Here is an 18,696-nt window from a genome sequence, read left to right as displayed (position 1 = left end):
TTGATTGATTTGGGAGGACTACCATGATCTCTGTAAACGATTTTCGTACCGGTTTGACAATCGAAGTGGATGGCAATATTTTTACCGTGCTAGAATTCCAACACGTAAAACCAGGTAAAGGTGCGGCATTCGTTCGCTCCAAACTGCGCAATCTGCGTAGCGGCAACACGACAGAAATGACCTTCCGCGGCGGCGAAAAAGTAAACCCTGCTCGGATTGAATCCAGCACGATGCAGTACCTGTATGCTAGTGGCGATGAATACACTTTCATGAATACTGAAACATACGAGCAAATGACGTTCACTCAAAAGCAAATCGAGCGTGAACTGCGTTTCCTCAAGGAAAACATGAACGTGCAAATCATGCAGTACAACGGAGAAACAATCGGTATTCAATTGCCGAATACTGTTGAACTCGTTGTAACAGAATGTGAGCCAGGTGTAAAAGGTGACACTGCTTCTAACGTAACAAAGAAAGCAACCTTGGAAACTGGCTTCGTAGTAAACGTTCCTCTCTTCGTAGAAGAAGGAGAGCGTCTGATCATCGATACTCGTACGGAAGCATACGTTTCCCGCGCGTAAAAGTACGGATTGCAAGAAAAAGCTGTGCCCAAATGGGTGCAGCTTTTTTTATTTGTTTCACCTATTGATGCGGTATTGTAAAAATTATGCAATTGCACTACATTAAGTGGACGGAGAAATAGTAGGGTGGAGGGGTATGGCTTTGAGAACGGAACAAGAAATGATGAGCATGCTGATCGATTTCGCCACGAAGGATGATCGAATCCGCTTGGTAACCTTGGAAGGGTCGCGTACGAACAAAAATATACCCGCTGATCCATTCCAAGATTATGATATTTCGTATTTTGTGACAGAGATGGATTCTTTTAAGGAAAATGATCAATGGCTCGATGTTTTTGGGAATCGGATCATGATGCAAAAACCAGAGGATATGGAGCTTTTTCCGTCCGAGCTAGGGAATTGGTTTTCCTATCTCATGCTATTTGACGATGGAACTAAAGTAGATCTGACGCTGATTCCGATAGACGAGACAAAGCCGTATTTTGCAAATAGCGACGGCTTGGTTGAGGTTTTGCTGGATAAGGACGAGCTTATCAAACACGAGGTGCTCCCTTCCGATCATCAATATTGGATCAAGAAGCCAACTGCTAGAGAGTTTGATGACTGCTGCAATGAATTTTGGATGGTCTCTACTTACGTTGTCAAAGGTCTCGCGAGAAAAGAAATCCTTTTTGCGATTGACCATCTCAACGAAATCGCCCGACCGAATTTGCTCCGCATGATGGCTTGGCAAACCGGATGTGAGAAAGGATTTACCTTTAGTGTCGGGAAAAACTACAAATTTATCGATCACTATCTTCCAAAAGAAGATTGGGAAGCGCTACTATCCACTTATCGCGAAAACGGCTACCCGCAGATGTGGGAATCGTTATTCACTTGCTACGAGCTATTTCGAAAGTACACCAAAGCGGTGGCAGATAGTCTCGAATATCCGTATCCAGATTACGATGAAGCTATTACCAAGTATGCGGAAAATATCTACCATTCATGGAAGTGATGGATGGAACTCGACCGCCTTATTCAAGGGCGGTTTTCTTATGTTGTCGATCACTTCTTCTTTGAGATTCTTCCGCCCGTAGGGTGGCTTTGGCTCGACGGTCCCTTTTTTAAGTGGAGACGGCCAGTGAATCCCTCTGCTGGCGTGTCAGAGTCGAAGAGAACTGTGCTTTTTCTTCTCCTCCACAATGCTGACTCAAACTTTTTTAAAAAATGTATTCATTTCTGGAAAGAAAATACAAAATGATCCGTTAATCCATATGAGCCTGCCAAAACGAACGCTGCGCAGCGAACTTTTTTGAAATGGGAGGATTTCCTTTGCAGGATGATTGGTTGCTCATACAACAGGTACAAAAAGGGAATCGGGATGCCTACGCGCACCTGGTCGACAAGTACAAAGAACGAGTATACAGCTATCTGTATCGAATGACGGGGCAGCAGCAGGATGCCCAAGACCTGACACAAGAGGCTTTTATCAAAGCGTACTGTCAACTGGATAAATATAAGCCGACAGATGCTTTTTTGGCCTGGCTGTATCGGATTGCGTCCAACCTGTGTATAGACGCGTGGCGCAAGAACAAGCACTACGCCAAAACACCTTTGGAAGAGACCAGATTGATTGAATCCGATACACCCGAAAAAGCTTATTTGGAAAAAGAAAAGCAAGATACCTTGCAGCAGCAAATCATGGCGCTGGGTGAGGAATACCGCATTGTGTTTCTGCTGAAATACATGGAGCAGCAAAGCTACAAGGAGATTAGCGAGAGTTTGCACATTCCGGTGACAACCGTGCAAATGCGCATCCATCATGCCAAGAAAAAGCTCCGGGCAAGTATTACGCAAGAAATGTCAGGAGGTGCTGCTATCTATGAATTGCTCCAAAACTGAAGAATTGCGCAAGTACTTGGCCGGAGACCTGACCACAGAAGCAGCGAGACTGCTGGAACAACATGTCGAAGCGTGCATGCTTTGCCAAAAGGTAATGATGGAGGAAGCTGACAGCGATGAGGAGTACCAAGTCCTGCAAGTTCCAAGCGCGTTGCCAGCAGATTTTACAGCCCAAGTGATGACAGCATTAGAGACAGTGCGAACTCCTACTCCTAAACCGAATTGGAAAAAGAGGAGTGTAAACATTTTGAAGAAAACAGCGATAGCCGTAGCGAGTGTGACTGCGATCATTACGTTTGGGTCCATGGTGTCCCCAACTTTTGCGAGCTATGTAAATAGTGTCATCCAGTCCATCCAAGGCATTGACAACGGAATGAAGCAAGCTGCCGAAAAAGGCTATGCCCAAGCAATCAATAAGAGCGCAACCGATCAGGGAATGACACTGACCGTGCAAGAAGTGGTTGCTGATCCGGTGAGAATGGCAATCTTCGCGCAAGCAGTCGATCAAAATGGCAAGCGCATTCCGTTTGACCCGGAAAAAATCGAGGTTTCGCTTACGTATAAAACAAAATCAGGTGAAGAGCTCAATCCAGATGGAGGAGGCTATCACTACGGAGAAGAGGGTGAATACCTAGTCATCAGCCATGATATCTTCCAATTTCTGAAAGACAGAAAGACTCAACTGGATGAAATGATTGTCGGCGTGGACGTGACGATGCTGGATGGAAAAGAAGGTAGCTGGAAGCTGGAGTTTCCAGTCGATTTGAAAAAGGCGAGAGCAGCGGCAAATCAAACAACGATTGAGAAAAATTTCATGACCCCGCATGGAATTAAGCTGGCTTTGCACAACATTAAGACTGTGCCTAGTGTCAGTTTGATTGAATTGGAAACAGCGTGGACGGAAGAGCGAGCGAAGCAAGTTCAAAAAATAAAAGAAGAAAATGGATGGGTCGTAAAGCAAGATGCACCAGGTGTGTTCACAGATGCAGAGCGCGTGGAGAGATATTTCGTAGACATCGGATTGGCCTATGAAATCGTGGATGAAAAAGGAAAAGTAGTAGCAGGATGGGATGATGCTATTTACGGGGATCAACTCAATCAAATTCGCAAAAACACGGTATCTCCCTCTTACCGAGGGCAACTGCATGATGAGGGGAAACGATATACGAAGTGGAATGGCATAACGCCTTTGGCTGATGACCAAACTTATACATTCAGGCTGCACTCCCTGTACTTATTTGAACCGGCGAAGTTTCAAGCGACCATTCCGGTTGATAAGCTGATGAAGGAAAAGGTGACTGTAACGAATAACGACAGCGTGTACACCTTTACGGGCTTTACCTTAAAAACGACGGAGGGCGAGGAAAAAATCGGGGACCATACCTACAGCGGTAAAGGTGCCATCATCCCGTTCACGGCTGTTCTTCCTGAAGGTATCATCATGAATTTGGTATGGAGCGCGCAAGATGACGCCAAGCAAGACTACCGATTGCTTATGAAAGAAACATTCAAGAGAGACAAGGATGGGCGTGTACATGTCAGTGGAACCTTCTTTATCCGTGATCTAGAAAAGCAACCGAAAGAGCTGAACCTGAAGCATTTGATGCAATGGCGTCAATACCAAGGGATGAATTGGGAAGTCCCATTTAAAACGTCTAGCAAACGGTAAGCCAATCAGAAAAGATAAATCCCCCTCCTGCACAAAGAGGGGGATTTCCTGTTTTTATTTACTCATAAACCATTCCCATAGCTTCAATACAAAGGCCGTAATCCCGGCAGCCATCAACGGTCCAACGGGAATCCCACGGAAAAATACAATCCCAATAATGGAACCAATCACCAATCCGACGATCATGTGCGGCTCAGACCGCAGCAAATCGAGTCCTTTTCCATTCATCCAGGTGGCAATGGCCCCACCAGCCAGTGCGGTTAAGCCGACAACCGTAGTAAAGAGAGGTGTGACGTCTTTCCACGATATTTTTTCGCTGGCGAATGGAACCAGTACAGAAATGGTCAGAAAAAGCAGCCCAAGCTCTAAACCACGACGCTCGACCGTAGGAAAAAATCGTTCCAATGCCGTCAGCTTCAACACTAACAAAATACTGGCGGCCGTCGCGATTATCGGTGATCGACCGATTAACCCGATGACGATCAGGATGACGAGCATCACTTCTCCAGACATCATTGGCATGGCATCAAAACCCCTGTCCCTGTTCTCCTTTCACATTATGAGACAAGGTGTGGGAGTATGCGTTTCTCCTTGATATAAGGAACGATTTGATACTGATCCACTTGAGCACAGTACCGTATATCGCTTGCGTGATGATGCTGGACGAGCCTTTTTCCTGTTGTTGTGTGGGGTAACAGCTCGCTCAGTTTTCCTGCGTAGTAAAGGTAGCTCGCTTTTAGAACTTCACCCAGATCACAAATTTGGATGCTCGGTAACGATTGTTGTGTCTGGGCAATCATCAAGCCGGCAGCCAGACCGTCTTCCAGAGCGAATTCCGACCGGGTACCTGCACAGTACAGCGTAACATCGAGATGATACGAAAGAGCGTGTCGCACGCATGCCGTGGCATTTAAGAAGCAGCCAATCAAGAGAGCAGAGGCACGTTCTGCTTTTTGGATCGCGCGAGTCCCGTTCGTCGTGGTGAGAATAAGCTGGCTCCCCGTTTTCCCCAGAGCTGCGACTTCGGTTGGTGAGTTGTTGCAGTCGAATTCCGGGATTTTCTTACAGTGGCGTTCACCAGCCAAAACACAGTCGTTGGCGCGCAGCGAGTTCGCTTGCCCAATGGTTTCGACCGGGATGACGCTACGAAATCCATTGCCTAAGGCGGTGACAATCGTACTGGAGGCACGAAGCACATCGATGACGATGACAACATGATTGCTGATCTGTTCAAAACGAATTTCTTCCACGGTCGGCACCACTTCTATTCGCACGGATAAAACCTCCCTCTATCCATGAGTAGGGCTGTATCGCCGCGCAATCCTCGCCGTAGCGTCTCCACAGAGAATACATCTGTATAGGCAATGTTTCCGAGATTAACGTCGCTGCCAATAGCTTTGATGAAGCAGACCTGTTGATCTTTTTGTGGGGCTTCCCAGATTAGGCGGGAGGCTTTTTCTTTGGCCGCCGCGACAATGTCTAAAACGAAGGAATCGTCTATATTGCCGTCCCCGTCACAAACGCCGACGGTCCCACTCTCTCTCGCTTCCACAATAACGTGACTGGCACCATTGTGCAGGTCGAAGCTAAGCGTCTCCAGCAATTCCTCTCGACTAGTGCGATAATCGGCAGTTTTTTTCCCAACTTCCGTGTAGACCACCAGATCATTGTCTAACGCGTAATTGATGGCTTCCTGACGTTGTGAGAAGGATAAAGGGAACGTTCCATCAGATATCTCGACCGCAGTAAAACCGAGAGAGCGAATCAGCTTCATATAATCCGCAATCGTATTATGACGGATGGCAATTTCAAAAAAAGTTCCTCCTGGCATGATGTGTACGCCATTTTGTTTTGCGAGGGTCAATTTTTGGTTGAGTATTTCGAGGGGGTACAGAGCGATGGTGCCAAAACCGAGTTTGTATAGATCGATATAGGGAGCAGCCAGCGCTAACAAGTCGGAATACGCGGTAAGTCCAAGGCCTTTGTCAATGACCATGGTTAAGCCCTTCGCCCGGGGCTTCTCTCGGATTTGCCCGGACGGGTTTGCCCAGCTGTCAGGCAAAAACGATTGATCACACTCTACCATCGGCAAGTTCCTCATTTCTTCTAGGCGTATGGTTCAGTGTATGCCCAGTAGAGGGGAGGAGTGAGGGCAAAAGCCTATAGAGGTCATGCAAAAAGTGCTGAAATGATGTGGTACAGGCATAGAGTGAAAGGAGGGGAGGACGAGACGGTATGTTGGAAAAAGCAATTATGGGTATGGCGGCGCTTAGGGTCTTCTCAGGCAGTATCGAGATCATTGCAGCTCTGCTCATTTTGAAAGTGAACCAGGTCGAAAAAGCTCTGCTCATTAATTCGGGTCTTGCGATTGTCGGGCCAATCATCTTAATCACTACTACAACAATCGGTTTATTAGGCATGTCGGATCGGGTTAGCTTTGCCAAAATTGCCTGGATTCTGGTGGGGATCTCCTGCATCTTGATTGGGGTCCGCAAGTAGTTACCCATTTCCTTCCATTGGTAAATGCAATCACGATGGGGAACGATAGGTGGGAGAGATTGGATGGGAGGGAATGTGGATGCCAGAAGCATTGGCGAATCGAATCGCATACTTGCAAGGGTTGGCAGATGGGTTGGAAGTGGGGGAGAAGAGCCCCGAAGGAAAAATTATGGTAGAGATGATTGAGATTCTAAATGAGGTGCAGGGTCAGCTACGAGAGCTTCACGCGCGAGTGGAAGAGGCAGAGGATTATGTGGAGGCCTTGGATGAAGACTTAGAGGACATTGAGCTCTACCTTTTTGAAGATGATGATGACTTGTACGAAACCGTTGTCGATTGTGAGGATGATGACGATGAGTACGCAGCTTTCTACGATTTAGATGATGATGAAGACGCACAACTGTACGAAGGACAAGTAGATCCCCATCTCGATACGACCTACGAATTCGCATGCCCTAGCTGCCAGAAAGAAATCTATCTGCACGAGGGCAAAGATGAGGAAGGTTTCAGACACTATGTAATAGAGCCAGTGGATAACAAGAAAACGGATAATCGGTGATCCCAATAGGAAAAGCTTGCACTCGGGTTCTAGCACGAGAGCAAGCTATTTTTTTTGCATAAATCTCGTCCACCTCTGCATAGGATGGAGGTAAGTCAAAGTGGACAAAGGCAGAATGCTGCAAATGGAGGGTACCTGATGAATGAGATCTTGATGATATTGCCAGCAACTTTACGTACGATTTTGACGGCCCTTCCTATCGCGGTAAGAGAGAGTCTGGAAGAGATTCGGCTTCGGCAAAACCAGCCGCTAGAAGTCCGGTTTGGCCAACAATCTAGCTATGTGACACCGTCGGGGCAAATCACCTCGATACCCGCGCAAGGTTGGCTGTTTTCAGCAGAAGAGGCTGCAAAGCTCTTAAACCAGGTCAGCCAGCATTCTCTCTATGCCTTGGAAGAAGAGTTGAAAAGGGGTTACATCACGGTGGTTGGCGGTCATCGCATTGGCATTGCGGGGAAAGTGGTGCTGGACAAAGGTGAAGTGAAGGGAATCAGAGATGTGACCAGCTTCAACATCCGGATTGCCCGCGAGAAAAAAGGCGCGGCCAGGAAGGTCATGCCGTATTTGTTTGAGGATGGCAAATTGCTGAACACGCTGCTCATCTCCCCACCCCAGTGCGGGAAGACAACCTTGTTGCGTGATATGGCGAGAACCATCAGCTACGGGAGCGAGTGGTCTTCAAGTCGCAAGGTAGGAATTGTGGACGAGCGTTCTGAGTTGGCGGGATGCTTACAAGGAGTTCCTCAACGAGACGTCGGTCCGCGAACGGATGTGCTGGACGCTTGCCCAAAAGCTGCAGGGATGATGATGATGATTCGCTCCATGTCTCCTGATGTTCTGATTGTGGACGAGGTGGGAAGAGCGGAGGATGGTGACGCAGTCTGGGAAGCGATTCATGCAGGTGTAGCCGTCATTTGCTCAGCGCATGGAGCGAGCGTCAAGGAAGTAGCAGAACGCCCCATGCTGGGCAAGCTGATTCGATATGGAGCCTTTTCCCGCTATATCGTACTCAGCCGCGAAAAAGGCGTTGGAACGATCCAGGCCATCTACGATCAAAGCATGAACCTGGTTGAAAGGGAGAAGGTTGCATGGTCAAGCTGATGGGAGCCGTACTCATCCTGTTTTCAGCGTCGATGGTTGGTTGGCAGATCGGCAAGTATTACGCGAATCGTCCCGTTCAGCTTCGGGCTCTGCTCGTTGCTCTGCAAATGCTCGAAACGGAAATCGTGTTTGGGATGACCCCATTGCAGCGGGCGTTTGTGAAGGTCGGTCATCGCGTCTCCGAAGAGGTAGGGAAAGTATTTCTTCTGGCTGCTGAATTCCTGCAGACCGAAAAGGCGCATTCGGCTGAGGAAGCGTTGCAACAGGCAATGAATAGACTCTGGACTCAAACCGCCTTGCGCAGACAAGAACGAGAGGTGCTAGAGAGTCTAGGTCAGGTACTCGGATCATCCGATCGGGAAGACCAGCAAAAGCATTTGCGCCTAGCTGTCACCCACCTGCGAGGGCTGGAAGAGGAGGCTCGTGCAGAACAGGAAAAGTACGAAAAAATGTACAAGAGTTTGGGCTTTTTAGGTGGACTCTTGGTCGTCATCCTGATGTTCTAAAGGCGAGGTGTTCACAGTGGATTTTGATTTGACACCTGTTTTCCAGATAGGAGCAGTAGGGTTCATAACAGCCATCCTGCATACAGTCCTGAAGCAGGCGGGCAAGGAAGATATTGCGCATTGGGCAACTTTGGTCGGATTCATCATTGTCCTGTACATGGTGTCCCATTACATCGGCGATCTGTTCTCCGAGGTAAAACGCGTCTTCCTGTTCAACTGAGGAGGGGCTCCAGATGGAGATTGTACAAATTGTCGGACTAGGACTGGTGGCTACGATTCTCGCGCTAGTCATTAAGGAACAGAAGCCGATGTTCGCCTTTTTGTTGGCGATCGCGAGCGGAGTCATCATCTTTTACTTTCTCGTCGGAAAAATAGCAGATGTCATTCGGGTTTTGGAAAGATTAGCGGTTCAAGCAGACTTGAACCTTGTGTTTCTGGAAACGATTTTAAAAATCATCGGAATTGCCTACATTGCTGAATTCGGTGCACAGATGACCCGAGATGCTGGACAAGGTGCGATAGCTTCGAAAATCGAGCTCGCTGGAAAAGTCCTCATACTGGTTATGGCTGTACCGATCATCCAAATCATTATCGAAACAGTGATCGACTTGTTGCCGGCATAAGGGAGGTGGGATGTCCATGGCACACACTTGCAAGCTGATCCTGTTCTTGTTCTTGCTTCTTGCCTTGTTTCCAGTTGCCGTGTCTGCTGCTATGACACCCGCTGTTGCACCCGCAGCCGGTCCGATCAATCAAATCGTGCAACAACAGGTCGATCACTTGCAGCTAGACCGAGTCGAAAAGTATTGGCATCAGTTGCAGCGCGACTATAAAGGGTACTTGCCCGACTTGAAATCGGAAGGCTTTATCCAAATCCTCATGCAGCAAGGTGACTTCAGTATTTCAGGAGTCCTGCAAGGAATGGGCAAATTCATCTTTCATGAGATTTTGATGAATGGCAAGCTGCTTAGCTCCATCATTATCATTACGGTCTTCGCGATGATTCTCGAAACGATGCAGAACGCCTTTGAACGCAATGCGGTATCGACAGTGGCGTACTCGATTACTTATCTCGTCTTGATGGTACTTGCGATCAACAGCTTTCATGTCGCCATTACCTATGCCAAAGATGCAATCGCGAACATGTCTGATTTCATGCTGGCCATGATCCCACTTGTCATCGCGCTGCTTGCTTCGGTAGGAAATCTGGCATCCGCCACTATGTTTCACCCGCTGATTATCTTCATGATCAACACCAGTGGCATGATGATCTCTTACGTCGTGTTTCCGCTACTGTTTCTCTCTGCGATGCTCTCTATCGTCAGCCTGTTTTCAGAGAGGTACAAAGTCACACAGTTAGCGACCTTGCTACGCAATATTGCAATGGGTGTCCTTGGCTCATTTCTGACGATCTTTCTCGCCATCATTTCCATACAGGGAGCGACTTCAGCCGTTGCGGACGGGGTCACGCTCCGAACAGCGAAATACATCACGGGCAATTTCATCCCGATAGTAGGTCGTGTGTTCTCCGATGCGGCAGATACCGTACTCAATGCCTCGCTACTGGTCAAAAATGCCGTCGGCTTGGCAGGAGTTTTGATCCTGATCATGCTATGCGCGTTTCCGGCTTTGAAGATACTGGTACTGGCTCTGATCTACAATCTGTCATCTGCCGTACTCCAACCGCTTGGAAACAGCCCAATCATCAGTGCGTTAGGTACGATTGGGAAAAGTCTTTTGTTCGTCTTCGCTGCTTTGGCGACAGTCGGCTTGATGTTCTTTCTGGCGATTACGATCATTATTGCAGCGGGCAACATCTCCATGATGGTTCGGTAGGTGATGAGATGACTTGGTTAACCCTGTGGTTGAAAAAAATTATCTTGCTCGTCCTTTTGGCTGCCTTCCTTGATCTGATCCTGCCCAATACGACACTGCAACGCTACGTAAAAATGGTGATGGGCTTGATTCTTTTGTTGACGATCATTTCTCCCGTGTTTAGTCTGTTTAGCCTCTCGCAGGAAGATTTGGCCTTTCGTCTGGATCGCTACCAACAAGAGCTGAACAAGCCTGCTTCGGCAGAGTGGAAACGCATCACTGACAAGCTGCTCGGTCAACAAAACCAACAGATGACCGCTTACGTCCAGTCACAGGTAGCGTCCTCAGTAAAAGCCAGTGTCAAAGAGCAGTACGGCGTAACTGTCGAAGATGTCACGATTACCGTTAATCAGCAAAATCCAGAACAACCAACCCTTGAGCGAATCGAGCTGGTAGTCGGTGACGCGAACAAGGAAGAGCAAAAAGGGCAGAGCACGATTGAACCGATTAAACCTGTCCAGCCTGTTGAGATTACGATTGGCGAACCCATTGACATACAATCTGATCCCAAATCAGATATTGCAGCAACAGCTCACCATGACAACCCACTTTACGCGCAAATCACAAACGATGTCGCTAAAGAGTGGGGGCTTTCGAAGAGTCAGGTCGTTATCAAAGACGAATCGAGAGAAAGAGAGAAACAGTAGCGGATACAGTCAGTGAAACGAGGTGAAAACAATGAAGCAATTGTGGGAAAAGCTGAAAAGTATGTTCATGAAGCAACAAGGCGAGACGATGCAGGAAGAAAAGAAAATCGTAGTGGGGAGCAAGGGCAAAAACCCAAAACTGAAGCCGCTGCATTATTTCATCGTCATATTGGGAATAGGCGTTGCCATTATGATTTTGACGGATTTCCTCAGAGTGGAAAAAGATCAGCCACTCGGATTTGGAGATATAGGGAGTGAGACGCCAGGTCCTCCTGGAGGCGATTCAACTTCCCAGGTGCTAGGAGGATCACCGACTACCGACATTATTGCCGAATATGAAAACATTTACGAGACGCAGCTGCGCGATATCCTCGCTTCTGTTGTCGGCGTCGGCGAAGTAGAGGTCATGGTCAATCTGGAATCAACACCAGAGCTGGTTGTGGAAAAAAATCGCAACATTCGTTCCTCAACCAATCAGGAAATGGACAAAGAAAAGGCAACCCGCAATCAAAATGACCAGTCAAGAGATGAGCAAGTCGTTATCGTGCAAGGCGGCAAGCAAGATGCCCCCGTTGTTGTGAAGACGCTGAAGCCGAAAGTGCGCGGGGTCCTGGTAGTGGCTAAAGGGGCCGATAACATCCAGGTTAAAGCGTGGATCACTGAAGCCGTTCAAAAGGTTTTGGATGTTCCCGCTTATAAAATATCCATTTTGCCCAAAAAAGGGTAGGAGGTAATGGCGAATGATTCTAAGAAAGCAAACGGTATGGTTGTTGACAATGCTTGCTGTCATGGTTGTGCTCTCCGGCTATTACTTGGTGAAGGGGCCGCAAGAACAGGTCCCAACATCAGGACAAGAGCAAGCCGTCCAGAAGCAAGAGCAAATTTCTGGCGTGGTTGTTGAATCCAAGCAAGTAGATCACGCCCCACAAGCAACTCCTGTCGATCAAGCTCCAAAGGCAGCTCCGGTAGACGAAAAAACAGGCACGAAGGAAGCCAAAACTCCTGCTGCACCAGAAGCGAAGCCAGCTGCAACGAACACGGTCGTCCCAGTAGCAGAAACGGCGAGTGAAATCTTCCAAGGCTACAAAATGAAACGTGAATCCATGCTGGCGCAACAAAAAGACGAACAGCTCGCAATCGTAAACAGCACGGAGTCCTCTCCGCAGGCAGTAGCAGAAGCGATGGCCAAGTTTGAAGAACTGTCCAACATGGAAAGTGCTACGATGACTGCAGAAGAAATGCTCAAAGCGAGTGGCTATCAGGATGCGGTCGTTACTGTCCAAAATGACAAGGCGACAGTCATTGTACAAAAAGATAAATTGAGCGCCAACGAGGTCGTGGAAATCATTGCAAACGTGAAGCAACACTTGAATATCCCGGCGACAAACATTAACGTACAATACAAGTCATCCTAATAAAAGCTGCGGTACTTTCTCGTTATAAGGGATAGGAGAAACGGGCATGATGGTAAGGATTTTCTCGCTTCTGTTGGAAAAGAAGCGGGGAAATCCTTTCTTGACGTGGTATAGGCAACAGGCTACCATGGATTTATGGTTTGCCAAAAGGATACATAATGGACTCCACGAACCTTATTGAAAGAAAAGAAGGAGTGCTTGTTCGTAATGAAAATGCATGAAATCCGCGAAATCATTAAGTTAATTGATCAATCTTCCATTCAAGAATTTAATTTGGAAACAGAAGGTGCCAAGGTGTCTCTGAAAAAATCCAATGGTACGGAAACGATTGTCGTCACGCAACCAGCGGTTCAAGCTCCTGTTGCAGCACCAGTAGCACATATCTCGGCTCAGCCAGTTGTTGCGGCAGCGCCAGTCGTAGCAGAAGCTCCAAAAGCAGCTGCTGTACAAGCATCGGATGACGCAAATCTCCACAAGATCGTATCTCCAATGGTAGGGACTTTCTATAGCGCACCAGAACCAGGCAAGCCGCCTTACGTACAAGCTGGTGACAAAGTGAATGCGAGCAAGGTTGTTTGCATCGTAGAAGCTATGAAACTCTTTAACGAAATCGAAGCAGAAGTAAGCGGCGAGATCGTGAAAGTGCTCGTAGAAGACGGTCAATTGGTTGAGTATGGCCAAGCATTGTTTTTGGTAAAGCCAGAATAAGGTGGGGGAGAGCGGAATGTTTCAAAAAGTATTGATTGCCAATCGCGGGGAGATTGCCGTGCGTATTATCCGGGCATGCCGCGAGCTGGGCATTCGTACGGTCGCCGTCTACTCCGAAGCGGATCGTGAAGCGCTTCATGTGAAGCTGGCCGACGAAGCTTACTGTATTGGTCCAAAGGCATCCAAGGAAAGCTATTTGAATATAGCAAACATCATGAGTGTAGCGACCAAGGTAGGGGCAGACGCCATCCATCCTGGTTATGGCTTCTTGGCAGAAAACGCAGACTTTGCCGAGATCTGTACAGCCTGCAACATTACCTTTATCGGTCCAGACCCAGAAGCAATTGTGAAGATGGGTGACAAGTCCACAGCTAAGGATACGATGAAAACGGCAGGTGTACCTACTGTACCAGGTACGGAAGGACTGATCGAAGATGTGGCTGACGCTGTAGTCACCGCAAACGAGATTGGCTATCCTGTCATGGTCAAAGCGACAGCGGGTGGCGGCGGACGCGGAATGCGCGTAGCCGTTGACGACGAAGATTTGGAAAAAGCGATCCGTCAGGCGCAAAACGAGGCGAAAACGGCTTTTGGCAATCCAGGGGTTTACTTGGAGAAGTTCGTAGAAGGCCCACGCCATGTGGAAATTCAAATCATGGCAGACAAGCATGGCAATGCCGTATACCTGGGTGAGCGCGACTGCTCCATCCAACGTCGTCACCAAAAGCTGATCGAGGAAGCTCCATCTCCAGCATTGAGTGAAGAGTTGCGCCGACAAATGGGTGAAGCTGCTGTTGCGGCGGCAAAATCCGTTTCCTATCACGGTGCGGGCACTGTCGAGTTTTTGCTGGACAAACACGGACAGTTCTACTTCATGGAAATGAATACACGTATTCAGGTTGAGCATCCGGTAACCGAGCTGGTGACTGGCTTTGATCTGATCAAGGAGCAGCTGACCGTAGCGGCAGGCCAACCTTTGTCCTTTACGCAAGAGGATATCCAAATGGATGGCTGGGCTATTGAATGCCGCATTAATGCTGAGAATCCTGCGAAAAACTTCATGCCTTCGCCAGGTCGTATCACGGAATATTTGGCGCCAGGCGGCTTTGGCGTGCGCGTAGACAGTGCAGCGTATGCGGGATATTCCATTCCGCCATACTACGACTCTATGATCGCCAAGCTGATTGTGTGGGGCAAGGATCGTAACGAAGCGATTGACCGTATGAAACGTGCCTTGAGCGAATTCGTCGTAGAGGGTATTACGACAACGATTCCATTCCATTTGAAGGTATTGGAGCACGAAGTATTTGTCAGCGGGAATTTCGATACGAAATTCTTGGAAACCTACGACTTGAACCTGAATGAAGAGTAAGTAGGGCTGATTTGTAAAAATACGGTGTGCTTGGTATAATGAATTACAAATTAGAGGGAGGTGCGAAGCATGGAAGAGTTTACTTCAGATTTAGATAGAACAGAACTTGGTAAGGTCCAGATCGCTCCCGAAGTGTTGGAAGTGATCGCCGGCATGGCTGCATCCGAAGTAGAAGGTGTGGCGCAAATGAGCGGCGGTTTCGTAGGAGAAATAGCTGAACGTTTAGGCCGTAAAAATATAGCACGTGGTGTGCGTGTAGAGGTTGGTTCCCGCGAAGCAGCGGTGGATGTTTCGATCATTGTCAAATACGGACATCGCATCCCGGAAGTCGCTCGAAATATTCAAGATAGTGTACGCAATACGATTGAGAGCATGACAGGTCTTTCAGTAGTTGAAGTAAACGTACATATCGTTGATGTTGAGTTGAAAGCTGAAGAAAAAGCACCGGCACCTGTACCGGTTGAAGAACACCAGCGCGTGCGCTAACAAGCAGCGGATGGATGCCCCCTACGAACAGGGGGCATTTTCCTCATTTGAAAACGTGATTTTGTTTAGGCTTTCAGCGTAAATTCATGGAGTTTTCCGGAACGTGCCGTGTTTGTCTTCTTTTTCAAACATGGCTGAAAGGAGAGGTGCTTGTGAACTTGTTTGACCGCTTTATCTTGACGATTTATAGCTTTGCGCTCATTGTTTTGTCTTGCATCGCGATAGCAGCGACCAGCGGATTGATCTCGCAAGATTTTTTCCGCCCATACGTGGATCAGATGCTGGCGGGTACGAACATCACCTATCTCGTTGTCGCGATTATTTTCCTCGTAGTCAGCCTTCGCTTCTTTTTCAGTTCTTTCCGCTCTAACAAGCCTAAAGTGGAACGGGGAATCCGTCAGCGCAGTGATTTGGGTGAGGTCAACATTACGATTCAAACGATCCAGACCATTGCAGAGCGTGCAGCCCGCCGAGTTAAAGGAGTGCGCGATATGAAAACGACAGTGAAAGCACTCGAGAGCGGCAATATTATCACCCTGCGTGTTTCGGTAGATGGAGAAACGCCATTGCCTGAACTGACACAGAAGCTACAAGCTGACGTGAAGGAGCAAGTTGAGGGGATTGCTGGTGTTGTCATTTCTGAGGTGACCATTGTCGTGACGGAAGTAGCTCAGCAGGAAAACTACTCGGCTCGTAAACGGGTGGAATAGAAGGTGAAGTAAATGGTGCGGGAGTTAATGTGGGAACACAAGGGGAAGCTAATGGGGGTTTTTGCCGGACTTTTTTTAGGCATCATCTACCTTCTCGTGGGATTTTGGGATACACTGGTTTTTGTTGTGTTTGTCGGGACCGGTTATTATATTGGTCGCAAGCTCGATCATAAGGAAGACTTGCGTGAAATACTCGACAAGATTTTGCCAGGCAAGTTTCGGTGACATAAGAAAAGTCCGAGCTCATTTTAATTAGTAGGTGAATGAATGGTATGAAACGAAGAACAGCACGAGAAAAAGCAGTCCAATGTCTTTTCCAAATTGATATGGCTGAGGTTCCGCTAACGGATGCGGTTGCCCTCGTCATGGAAGAATCCGAGGAAAATGCACAGTATTTGCGTTATCTCCTCGATGGTGTATTGAATAACTTGACTGAGATTGATTCGGAAATCAAGAAGTATCTGCGCGGATGGCAATTGGAACGCATCGCCAATGTAGATCGCGCTATTCTTCGTCTGGCTTTTTACGAGATCATGTTTGAGCAAGACACTCCTGACAAAGTCGTGATGAACGAAGCGATTGAGATCGCGAAGCTCTTTAGCGACGAGACGTCCCACCGATACATTAACGGTGTGTTGTCGAGCTTCTTGCAATCGCGTGAAACTAAGCAGGCGTAATAGGTAGGAGATACAAGCATGAGTAAGGTAATGTTGGGAATCGACACGAGCAATTACCGGACATCACTGTGCTTGGCTGAGGAAGACGGCCGAATTGTCGCAGAAGCAAAACGCCTTCTGAAAGTAAAGGAGGGCAAGCGCGGACTGCAACAATCCGAAGCCGTCTTTCAGCATGTGATGAACCTGCCGGAATTAAGTGAAGAAATGAAGTGGAAGGATTACGAGATTGCAGCGATTTGCGTGAGCGAGAAGCCGCGTCCGCAAGACGGATCGTATATGCCTGTATTTAAGGTAGGAGAGGGCTTGGCGAAATCGTTGGCAACTTATTTGCGGGTTCCCCTTCACTTGACGACTCATCAAGAGGGACATATAGCGGCGGGGGAATATACCGCTGAGGTGCGTCCGACAGAGGATCGCTTTTTGGCTGTGCATTTGTCTGGAGGCACCAGCGAGTTGTTGTTGTGCGAGCGTCATGCAGCCGGTTACGTCATTGAGAAAATCGGTGGGACAATCGATCTGCACGCTGGGCAACTAGTTGATCGGATTGGTGTAGCACTAGGTATGTCCTTTCCAGCAGGTCCTGCGTTGGAGCAGTTAGCCAAGGACTCAACAGGTACGTTTCGGATTTCTTCGGCGGTTGACGGGCTTTCCTTTAGTTTTTCTGGTCCAGAAGCTTCGCTTTTGCGTGAAGTGGAGAGAGGAAGTACGAGCCCTGCTGAGATTGCGCGAGCGACAGAGCAATGTATTGCCAATACACTCGAGAAGTCCTTACGTCATGCAGTAGAGCAAGGTTACCCGAAGGATATCTTGATTGTTGGAGGAGTAGCTGCTAATTATTACATACGTGAGCGGCTAATCAAACGCCTGGAACACCCTGCCGTGAAGGCAAAGCTGTACTTCTGTGACCCCGTTTACTCCGGTGATAATGCCTATGGAGTCGCTATGTTGGGGTGGATGAAGCAAAAGGCGAACATTAAATAAATGCGAACTTTTTATAATTCGGCTTTACAGCTGAGGGGGAAATCGGTACACTTAACGTATCGACGTTGATAAAGGAGGCATTTTCTCCATGGCTGCAACCATTCTCCAGGGAAAAGAAGTAGCACAGAGTATTCGGGCCGAATTGGCGAACGAAGTAGCTGAATTGAAAAAGCAAGGGATCGTACCGGGATTGACCGTTGTCATTGTGGGAGACGACCCGGCTTCTCACTCCTATGTGCGTGGTAAAGCAAAAGGCTGCGAGGAAGTCGGTATTTCATCTGAGATCATCATGAAGGACGCTGACATCACAGAGGAAGAGTTGTTGGTGATCATTCAACAGTTGAACGAAAATCCGAACGTTAATGGGATTTTGGTTCAGCTTCCTCTTCCTGCTCATATTTCAGAGCATGCGGTAATTGAAGCCATTGCTCCTGAAAAAGATGTGGATGGTTTCCATCCGATTAGCATAGGAAACATGGTATTGGGAAATGATACGATGCTTCCTTGCACGCCGCACGGGATTATTGAATTGATCAAGCGCACAGGCACCCCAATGGCAGGCAAACATGCAGTGGTGATCGGACGCAGCAACATCGTTGGTAAGCCGGTCTCATTGCTACTGCAACAGGAAAATGCTACGGTAACCATGTGTCATTCTCGCACGCAAAATCTCGAGGAATACACCCAAAAGGCAGACATCCTCGTCGTTGCAACCGGTAGGGCTCATATGATCGGCAAGGAGCATGTCAAACCGGGCGCTGTCGTCATTGACGTTGGTGTGAACCGCATCGAAACGGGTAAGCTGGTTGGAGATGTCAAGTTCGACGAGGTCAAAGAAGTGGCTAGCTATTTAACCCCAGTTCCAGGCGGTGTTGGCCCGATGACGATTACCATGCTGCTGAAAAATACCGTTGCGGCAGCGAAAAAGCAAGCAAAACAATAGAAGAAAATCGGCAACTTATTATAGAATGGATAAGGCATAAGCTTTATCCATTCTTTTGCATAGTCCTTGTTACATGCACGGCA

General features: G+C 48.0%; 25 protein-coding genes. 22 read left to right on the top strand and 3 right to left on the bottom strand.

The genetic code is table 11. From position 1 onward, the window contains the following. Nucleotides 1–23: 23 nt before the first annotated feature. From efp to HP399_RS19085, 4 genes are all read left to right on the top strand, one after another. Nucleotides 24–581, top strand: coding sequence for an elongation factor P (efp, locus tag HP399_RS19100; protein WP_007725738.1), 558 nt, complete (start codon nt 24–26; stop codon nt 579–581). Nucleotides 582–723: 142 nt separating this feature from the next. Then, the gene (gene ant(6), locus HP399_RS19095) at nt 724–1,578 is read left to right on the top strand and encodes an aminoglycoside 6-adenylyltransferase (RefSeq protein WP_173620348.1); all 855 of its coding nucleotides are present in this window, start codon (nt 724–726) and stop codon (nt 1,576–1,578) included. Nucleotides 1,579–1,895: 317 nt separating this feature from the next. Then, nucleotides 1,896–2,465 (top strand): RNA polymerase sigma factor, encoded by a 570-nt coding sequence (locus HP399_RS19090; protein ID WP_173620221.1) that lies wholly within the window; start codon nt 1,896–1,898, stop codon nt 2,463–2,465. Further along, entirely contained in the window at nt 2,446–4,134 is a 1,689-nt protein-coding gene (locus tag HP399_RS19085) for a DUF4179 domain-containing protein (RefSeq protein WP_173620220.1), read from the top strand. Before HP399_RS19090 ends, HP399_RS19085 begins: the two co-directional genes overlap by 20 nt. A gap of 54 nt (nt 4,135–4,188) precedes the next feature. Here HP399_RS19085 and HP399_RS19080 read toward each other — a convergent pair whose 3' ends face one another. Genes HP399_RS19080 through HP399_RS19070 form a run of 3 tightly spaced genes read right to left on the bottom strand, consistent with a single transcriptional unit; the run spans nt 4,189 to nt 6,220 of the window. Beyond that, nucleotides 4,189–4,650, bottom strand: coding sequence for a DUF441 domain-containing protein (locus tag HP399_RS19080; protein ID WP_173620347.1), 462 nt, complete (start codon nt 4,648–4,650; stop codon nt 4,189–4,191). A 41-nt stretch (nt 4,651–4,691) separates the two neighbouring features. After that, nucleotides 4,692–5,408, bottom strand: a complete 717-nt coding sequence (locus tag HP399_RS19075; RefSeq protein WP_173620219.1) for a 2-phosphosulfolactate phosphatase — start codon at nt 5,406–5,408, stop codon at nt 4,692–4,694. Continuing rightward, complete coding sequence (locus HP399_RS19070) at nt 5,399–6,220, bottom strand: phosphosulfolactate synthase (RefSeq protein WP_173620218.1); 822 nt, start codon at nt 6,218–6,220, stop codon at nt 5,399–5,401. The genes HP399_RS19075 and HP399_RS19070 overlap by 10 nt, the downstream gene beginning before the upstream one ends. 149 nt (nt 6,221–6,369) lie before the next feature. Here HP399_RS19070 and HP399_RS19065 point away from each other — a divergent pair, with 149 nt between their 5' ends. The 18 genes from HP399_RS19065 (at nt 6,370) to folD (ending at nt 18,613) form a co-directional block, all read left to right on the top strand. Continuing rightward, a complete protein-coding gene (locus tag HP399_RS19065; RefSeq protein ID WP_007725730.1) occupies nt 6,370–6,633 on the top strand; it encodes a YqhV family protein in 264 nt (87 codons plus the stop codon). Between the two features lie 79 nt (nt 6,634–6,712). Continuing rightward, complete coding sequence (locus tag HP399_RS19060) at nt 6,713–7,192, top strand: CD1247 N-terminal domain-containing protein (protein ID WP_173620217.1); 480 nt, start codon at nt 6,713–6,715, stop codon at nt 7,190–7,192. A gap of 138 nt (nt 7,193–7,330) precedes the next feature. Next, nucleotides 7,331–8,293, top strand: coding sequence for a stage III sporulation protein AA (gene spoIIIAA, locus HP399_RS19055; RefSeq protein ID WP_173620216.1), 963 nt, complete (start codon nt 7,331–7,333; stop codon nt 8,291–8,293). Further along, nucleotides 8,281–8,799: a stage III sporulation protein SpoIIIAB gene (spoIIIAB, locus tag HP399_RS19050; RefSeq protein ID WP_012686020.1), complete on the top strand. Its 519-nt coding sequence runs from the start codon at nt 8,281–8,283 to the stop codon at nt 8,797–8,799. The genes spoIIIAA and spoIIIAB overlap by 13 nt, the downstream gene beginning before the upstream one ends. A gap of 16 nt (nt 8,800–8,815) precedes the next feature. Further along, nucleotides 8,816–9,019, top strand: a complete 204-nt coding sequence (gene spoIIIAC / locus HP399_RS19045; RefSeq protein WP_007725726.1) for a stage III sporulation protein AC — start codon at nt 8,816–8,818, stop codon at nt 9,017–9,019. 13 nt (nt 9,020–9,032) lie between these two features. Further along, a complete protein-coding gene (spoIIIAD, locus tag HP399_RS19040) occupies nt 9,033–9,422 on the top strand; it encodes a stage III sporulation protein AD (protein ID WP_007725724.1) in 390 nt (129 codons plus the stop codon). A 16-nt stretch (nt 9,423–9,438) separates the two neighbouring features. Continuing rightward, nucleotides 9,439–10,635, top strand: a complete 1,197-nt coding sequence (gene spoIIIAE, locus HP399_RS19035) for a stage III sporulation protein AE (RefSeq protein WP_173620215.1) — start codon at nt 9,439–9,441, stop codon at nt 10,633–10,635. A gap of 8 nt (nt 10,636–10,643) precedes the next feature. Further along, on the top strand, nt 10,644–11,321 hold the full coding sequence (spoIIIAF, locus tag HP399_RS19030) for a stage III sporulation protein AF (RefSeq protein WP_173620214.1): 678 nt from the start codon (nt 10,644–10,646) through the stop codon (nt 11,319–11,321). 31 nt (nt 11,322–11,352) lie between these two features. Then, nucleotides 11,353–12,048 carry a stage III sporulation protein AG gene (gene spoIIIAG / locus HP399_RS19025; RefSeq protein WP_173620213.1) on the top strand — a complete coding sequence of 232 codons (696 nt, stop codon included), beginning with the start codon at nt 11,353–11,355 and terminating at the stop codon, nt 12,046–12,048. 13 nt (nt 12,049–12,061) lie between these two features. After that, nucleotides 12,062–12,736, top strand: coding sequence for a SpoIIIAH-like family protein (locus tag HP399_RS19020; RefSeq protein WP_173620212.1), 675 nt, complete (start codon nt 12,062–12,064; stop codon nt 12,734–12,736). Between the two features lie 207 nt (nt 12,737–12,943). Further along, complete coding sequence (gene accB / locus HP399_RS19015; RefSeq protein WP_173620211.1) at nt 12,944–13,444, top strand: acetyl-CoA carboxylase biotin carboxyl carrier protein; 501 nt, start codon at nt 12,944–12,946, stop codon at nt 13,442–13,444. A gap of 16 nt (nt 13,445–13,460) precedes the next feature. Then, on the top strand, nt 13,461–14,816 hold the full coding sequence (accC, locus tag HP399_RS19010; RefSeq protein ID WP_173620210.1) for an acetyl-CoA carboxylase biotin carboxylase subunit: 1,356 nt from the start codon (nt 13,461–13,463) through the stop codon (nt 14,814–14,816). A gap of 69 nt (nt 14,817–14,885) precedes the next feature. Continuing rightward, on the top strand, nt 14,886–15,302 hold the full coding sequence (locus HP399_RS19005; protein WP_173620209.1) for an Asp23/Gls24 family envelope stress response protein: 417 nt from the start codon (nt 14,886–14,888) through the stop codon (nt 15,300–15,302). 152 nt (nt 15,303–15,454) lie between these two features. Continuing rightward, nucleotides 15,455–16,012 carry an alkaline shock response membrane anchor protein AmaP gene (gene amaP / locus HP399_RS19000; protein ID WP_228088290.1) on the top strand — a complete coding sequence of 186 codons (558 nt, stop codon included), beginning with the start codon at nt 15,455–15,457 and terminating at the stop codon, nt 16,010–16,012. 12 nt (nt 16,013–16,024) lie between these two features. Then, on the top strand, nt 16,025–16,237 hold the full coding sequence (locus HP399_RS18995; protein WP_007725710.1) for a DUF2273 domain-containing protein: 213 nt from the start codon (nt 16,025–16,027) through the stop codon (nt 16,235–16,237). Between the two features lie 47 nt (nt 16,238–16,284). Next, entirely contained in the window at nt 16,285–16,689 is a 405-nt protein-coding gene (gene nusB, locus HP399_RS18990; RefSeq protein ID WP_007725709.1) for a transcription antitermination factor NusB, read from the top strand. 18 nt (nt 16,690–16,707) lie between these two features. Next, on the top strand, nt 16,708–17,670 hold the full coding sequence (locus tag HP399_RS18985) for a tRNA (adenosine(37)-N6)-threonylcarbamoyltransferase complex transferase subunit TsaD (protein ID WP_173620207.1): 963 nt from the start codon (nt 16,708–16,710) through the stop codon (nt 17,668–17,670). 88 nt (nt 17,671–17,758) lie between these two features. Further along, the gene (gene folD, locus HP399_RS18980) at nt 17,759–18,613 is read left to right on the top strand and encodes a bifunctional methylenetetrahydrofolate dehydrogenase/methenyltetrahydrofolate cyclohydrolase FolD (protein WP_173620206.1); all 855 of its coding nucleotides are present in this window, start codon (nt 17,759–17,761) and stop codon (nt 18,611–18,613) included. Nucleotides 18,614–18,696: the final 83 nt, after the last annotated feature.

The sequence above is a fragment of the Brevibacillus sp. DP1.3A genome, assembly GCF_013284245.2.
Classification (GTDB): Bacteria; Bacillota; Bacilli; order Brevibacillales; family Brevibacillaceae; genus Brevibacillus.
Note: the sequence above shows the minus strand (reverse complement) of the source record. Positions and strands in the feature narration are given on the sequence as shown.

Excerpts from the sequence above, each read along its gene's own strand:
- spoIIIAB (WP_012686020.1), top strand. The coding sequence starts at position 8,281 with ATGGTCAAGCTGATGGGAGCCGTACTCATCCTGTTTTCAGCGTCGATG.
- HP399_RS19065 (WP_007725730.1), top strand. The coding sequence starts at position 6,370 with ATGTTGGAAAAAGCAATTATGGGTATGGCGGCGCTTAGGGTCTTCTCA.
- spoIIIAE (WP_173620215.1), top strand. The coding sequence starts at position 9,439 with ATGGCACACACTTGCAAGCTGATCCTGTTCTTGTTCTTGCTTCTTGCC.
- HP399_RS19060 (WP_173620217.1), top strand. The coding sequence starts at position 6,713 with ATGCCAGAAGCATTGGCGAATCGAATCGCATACTTGCAAGGGTTGGCA.
- HP399_RS19020 (WP_173620212.1), top strand. The coding sequence starts at position 12,062 with ATGATTCTAAGAAAGCAAACGGTATGGTTGTTGACAATGCTTGCTGTC.
- HP399_RS18985 (WP_173620207.1), top strand. The coding sequence starts at position 16,708 with ATGAGTAAGGTAATGTTGGGAATCGACACGAGCAATTACCGGACATCA.
- folD (WP_173620206.1), top strand. The coding sequence starts at position 17,759 with ATGGCTGCAACCATTCTCCAGGGAAAAGAAGTAGCACAGAGTATTCGG.
- HP399_RS19070 (WP_173620218.1), bottom strand. The coding sequence starts at position 6,220 with ATGGTAGAGTGTGATCAATCGTTTTTGCCTGACAGCTGGGCAAACCCG.
- efp (WP_007725738.1), top strand. The coding sequence starts at position 24 with ATGATCTCTGTAAACGATTTTCGTACCGGTTTGACAATCGAAGTGGAT.
- HP399_RS19080 (WP_173620347.1), bottom strand. The coding sequence starts at position 4,650 with ATGATGTCTGGAGAAGTGATGCTCGTCATCCTGATCGTCATCGGGTTA.
- spoIIIAD (WP_007725724.1), top strand. The coding sequence starts at position 9,033 with ATGGAGATTGTACAAATTGTCGGACTAGGACTGGTGGCTACGATTCTC.
- accC (WP_173620210.1), top strand. The coding sequence starts at position 13,461 with ATGTTTCAAAAAGTATTGATTGCCAATCGCGGGGAGATTGCCGTGCGT.
- spoIIIAG (WP_173620213.1), top strand. The coding sequence starts at position 11,353 with ATGAAGCAATTGTGGGAAAAGCTGAAAAGTATGTTCATGAAGCAACAA.
- HP399_RS18995 (WP_007725710.1), top strand. The coding sequence starts at position 16,025 with ATGGTGCGGGAGTTAATGTGGGAACACAAGGGGAAGCTAATGGGGGTT.
- HP399_RS19085 (WP_173620220.1), top strand. The coding sequence starts at position 2,446 with ATGAATTGCTCCAAAACTGAAGAATTGCGCAAGTACTTGGCCGGAGAC.
- accB (WP_173620211.1), top strand. The coding sequence starts at position 12,944 with ATGAAAATGCATGAAATCCGCGAAATCATTAAGTTAATTGATCAATCT.
- spoIIIAF (WP_173620214.1), top strand. The coding sequence starts at position 10,644 with ATGACTTGGTTAACCCTGTGGTTGAAAAAAATTATCTTGCTCGTCCTT.
- nusB (WP_007725709.1), top strand. The coding sequence starts at position 16,285 with ATGAAACGAAGAACAGCACGAGAAAAAGCAGTCCAATGTCTTTTCCAA.
- HP399_RS19005 (WP_173620209.1), top strand. The coding sequence starts at position 14,886 with ATGGAAGAGTTTACTTCAGATTTAGATAGAACAGAACTTGGTAAGGTC.
- spoIIIAA (WP_173620216.1), top strand. The coding sequence starts at position 7,331 with ATGAATGAGATCTTGATGATATTGCCAGCAACTTTACGTACGATTTTG.